Annotated in this window: 1 protein-coding gene; it reads right to left on the bottom strand. The window is 63.1% G+C overall.

All coding sequences use genetic code 11. From position 1 onward, the window contains the following. Positions 1-1,171, bottom strand: a 1,171-nt coding sequence (locus tag A3764_RS20785) for a GcvT family protein (RefSeq protein ID WP_150122353.1), incomplete at both ends; no start/stop codon positions are given.

The raw sequence follows: 1,171 nt of genomic DNA, 5'->3' as shown, positions 1-1,171 counted from the left end.
ATCCCGCAAAGCTTCAGCCCGAATTCCTGCCCGGCCGCATGCAAGGTCTCGAACGCATGGGCGGCCATGTCGGCGCTCACATAAACCTCCCAGCCCAGTTCTCCGACGTATGTCACCCGGTGGACCCGAGCGAGCCCCAGCCCCAGCTCGATATCCTGCGCCGTGCCAAAGGGGTTGGACGCGTTCGAAAAGTCGTTCGGGCTGACCGCCTGCAGCAGGTCGCGTGCCTTCGGGCCCATCACGGCGAGCACGCCTTCGCCTGCGGTGACATCGGTGATCACCACGTTGAATTCGCCAATGTGCCGTCGCATCCATGTCTCGTCCGCCAGCCGGGTGGCTGCCGGCGTCACCACAAGATAGGCCGTTTCGCTCAGCCGGGTCACGGTCACATCCGCTTCGATGCCGCCAGTTGGGTTGAGGAACTGGGTATAGACGATCTTGCCCACCGGGACATCGTACTGGCCACCCCCCACATGGTTCATGAAGGCGGTCGCATCCCGCCCCTCGACCCTGATCTTACCGAAGGAGGACATGTCGTACATGCCAAGGTTGGTGCGGACCGCCCTCACCTCTTCCGCGACGTTGTCGAAGAAGTTCTGCCGTTTCCACGAATAGGAATATTCGGGCTCCTGACCCGGACGGGCAAACCAGTTGGCACGCTCCCACCCGGCCAACTCGCCCATGACGGCCCCGTTTTCCAGCAGTTGGCGGTGAAACGGTGTGCGCCGTACCCCCCGGGCGGTGGCCTTCTGGCGATAGGGGAAGTGATCGGCATAGAGCAGCCCTAGCGTTTCGGTCGACCGTTCGCGCAGGTAGCGGCGGTTGCCCTGAAAAGGCTGCATCCGCGTGATGTCCACATCGCCGAGGTCAAAGGGCTTCTGACCGTCCTCCATCCATTGCGCCAGCGCCATCCCGGCCCCGCCCGCCGACTGGATACCGATGGAGTTGAAGCCGGCGGCCACCCATACGTTGTCCATCTCGGGTGCGAGGCCAAGGTGATAGGCATCGTCCGGGGTGAAGCTTTCAGGCCCGTTGAAGAAGGTATGTATGCCCGCATCGGCCAGCATCGGCATCCGGGCAACGGCGGCCTCCAGCACCGGTTCGAAATGATCGAAGTCCTCCGGCAGCTGGTCGAATTCAAAGGCGTCGGGAATATCGAGCCGCCATGGCT

The sequence above is a fragment of the Sulfitobacter sp. HI0129 genome, assembly GCF_001635395.1.
Lineage (GTDB): Bacteria > Pseudomonadota > Alphaproteobacteria > Rhodobacterales > Rhodobacteraceae > Sulfitobacter.
The sequence above is the reverse complement of the archived record's forward strand: the minus strand, read 5'-3'. Positions and strand labels throughout refer to the sequence as shown.